Source organism: Bifidobacterium sp. UBA6881, assembly GCA_002451435.1.
Taxonomy (GTDB): domain Bacteria; phylum Actinomycetota; class Actinomycetes; order Actinomycetales; family Bifidobacteriaceae; genus Bifidobacterium.
Genome location: DKCF01000065.1, coordinates 1 through 2,938, shown reverse-complemented (window position 1 = coordinate 2,938; position 2,938 = coordinate 1). Strand labels below are relative to the sequence as shown.

Here is a 2,938-nt window from a genome sequence, read left to right as displayed (position 1 = left end):
TCCATGCCGTACTGCTGGGCGATGGAGGCGAGGAAGTTGAACACGTCGGCCTGGGAGACCTTCACGTCCATCTTCTCGGCGAGCTGGTCGAGGACCATCTGGTCGCGCAGTTCCTTTTCGACGGTCTCTTCGGCTTCGGCCTTCTGCTCCTTGGTGGCCTTGGCCGGGTCGGCGGTCACGTTCTTGAGCTGCTGCTCGACCATTTCGGCCTTGACGCCCTTCGGCACCGGAATCTCCAGGCCCTCTTCGAGCTTGGCGATGAACGCGTCGCGGGCGGCGGTGGCCTGACGGCCTTCGGCGTCCTGGGAGGCGGCCTTCTTCAGGTCCTCCTTCAGTTCGTCGAGGGTGTCGAACTCGGAGGCTTCGGAAGCGAAGTCGTCATCGAGTTCCGGCAGTTCCTCGGCCTTGACGGAGTTGACCTTGACCTTGACCTGGGCCTTTTCGCCTTCGTGGTCGCCGGCCTCCAGAGTGCCTTCGAACGTGGTTTCCTCGCCGGCGGACAGACCGTCAAGGGCCTCGTCCAGACCGTCGAGCATGGTCGCGGAGCCGAGTTCGTAGCTCACGCCTTCCTGGGAGTCGACCACTTCGCCGTCGATCTCGGCGGACAGGTCGATGTTGGCGTAGTCGCCCTTGGCGGCCGGACGGTCGACGCTCACGAGGGTGCCGAAACGCTGACGCAGGGCTTCCAGACGCTTGTTGACGTCCTCATCGGTGACCTCGGCCTTGGCGACCTCGAGCTCCATGCCGTCAAGCTCCGGCAGCTCGATGTCGGGGCGACGCTCGACGGTCGCCGTGAACTTCAGCTTGGTGTCGTCCTTGGCGGACTCCGGAACGGCCTGCACGTCGAACTCCGGCTGGGCCATCGGGTGGATCTTCTTGGTCTCAAGAGCCTGGGAGTACAGCTCCGGCACGCCCTTGTTCACGGCCTCGCCGGCGACGGCGCCGAAGCCGATGCGCTGGTCGATGATCTTGCCGGGCACGTGGCCCTTGCGGAAGCCGGGCACGTTGACCTGCTTGGCGATTTCCTTGCGGGCTTCGTCGAGATACGGGTTGAACTCCTCCGGATCGACGGTGATGGTGAGCTTCACCTTGGTAGGCTCAAGATTCCTGACGCTGATTTTCACGCTTGCGCTCCTGAAACAATACGGTTCTTCATAGTTCTGCCATTAAAGGCAACCTCTATATAATAGCGCGACTCACGGACTCTGCAACCAGCGCCACCTGCCAGTCGCGCGCCCCCTGGTCTTTGAGGAATTGCGCGACGTCGCGCTTCTGCGGTTCGTCCGTCCAGCACAGGTTGCGCAGATACTGCGGTTTGAGGATGATTTCGACCGGGGTGCGCGTGTCCTCCGCGATCTGCGTGACGACCTTGCGGGCCTTGCTGAGCGTGCGGAAACGGTTGGGATAGCGTTCCTTCCAGATGCGGATGGACCGCGGCGCGCCGTTCCGCTGCGCCTCGTGATGCGAGCTGACGGCCTCCAGGTCCGGCCATTCGCTCTTCGGCAGGGCGAGGGCGCCCTGGATGATCCGCTTCCACATGCTCGGCTTGATCTTGCGCTGGATCGGCGCGTATCGTTCGAACATCTTCTCCTGGGCCGCGTCGGAGTGCACGCGCACGCGCTGGTTGATGGAGCGCACCGCGCGGAACTGCGCCGCGTTGTGCGGCTTGCGCTTGGCGACTTCGATGATGGTGCTGTCGGCGAGCAGCAGCGACGGCGCGATGTCGTATTCGCGGGCCAGTTCGTCGCGTTTGGCCCACAGCGCCTTGGCGATCGCCAGTGCCTGGCCGTCCTTCATGATCTCGGTGATATGCGAGATGTGCAGCCATGGGACCGGATGCCCCTTGCGGGGGCCGAGCCCCTCGTGCAGGGCGTGCCGGAATTCCTCTTCGGCCCACTCGATCTTGCCCTGGCGTTTGAGCTCCGCGCGCATCCTGTCTTCCAGCTCGATCAGCAATTCGACGTCCAGGGCGGCATAGTTGCGCCAGTCCCGGGGCAGCGGACGGTACGACCAATCCGCCGCGGAATGTTCCTTGGCGAGGGTCAATCCCAGAAAATGCTCGGTGACGGCGGCGAGCCCGAAGCGGCGCAGTCCCAGCAGCCGGGCCGCGATCTCCGTGTCGAACAGGCGCTGCGGCTTCATGCCGAGATCCGCGAATCCCGGCAGATCCTGCAGCGAATCGTGCAATATCCAGACCGCGTCGCCCACGGCACGGTTGAAATCGTTCCAATCCGCGCCCGCGGCGGCCAGCGCCTGCGGATCCAGCAGACCGATGCCAGCGCCGTCGCGTTTGAACTGCACCAGCCAATCCTCATGGCCGTATCGGAAGCCGGACGCCCGCTCGGCGTCGGCGGCCAACGAGCCGTGCGCGGCCGCCAATGCGCTGCAATAATCACGAAAAGCCGGCAAAGTGTCGATCACGTCGGGCACGCCCTCACGCGGCTCGGCCTGCAGTTTCGGCTCGTCAGTCAACGGGAATTTCCTCCTCGGATCATGTCATATGCCGGAGGAACCGCGCCCATGCGTCCACTTGGGAGCCGGCGTCAAGACCTCCATCGGCATAGTCTAATGGCGTCCAAGACACGCGCAATTCGCAACTTGCCCGAGGAACGTCGGATTCGCCGCCGAACGCCGTGTTCTGCGCTATGGTGACCGTGCCGGAGATATCCTCGGAGACCTTGGAATCAAGCCGTTCAACCATTGCCGTCCAATATTCCGCGGGAGCCGGGCGCGTGCCATCGGCATCGGGCGCCGGCATCGAGGCGAACGCCACGCAGCGCCAACGCGAACGCCAGTCCTCACGATATTCGCGCGAGTACAGCACCATGATCCATCCGAAGGCGGCCAGGGCGTCTCCGGCGTCGTCGACGCGCATCAGCTCGACGCCGATGCCGAAGCTGGCCATGTCCGCGGGCACGGGAATCTCGCGGTATGCGAC

General features: G+C 64.3%; 3 protein-coding genes. All 3 read right to left on the bottom strand.

Annotated elements, in window-relative coordinates; translation table 11 throughout:
• Positions 1 to 1,124: trigger factor (gene tig, locus B3C64_RS04820; protein ID WP_291534113.1), on the bottom strand; the 1,124-nt coding region annotated here is incomplete at its 3' end.
• Positions 1,125 to 1,179: 55 nt separating this feature from the next.
• Entirely contained in the window at positions 1,180 to 2,472 is a 1,293-nt protein-coding gene (locus B3C64_RS04815; RefSeq protein WP_291534112.1) for an HRDC domain-containing protein, read from the bottom strand.
• 19 nt (positions 2,473 to 2,491) lie between these two features.
• On the bottom strand, positions 2,492 to 2,938 hold a 447-nt coding region (locus B3C64_RS04810), incomplete at its 5' end, for a DUF3000 family protein (RefSeq protein WP_291534110.1).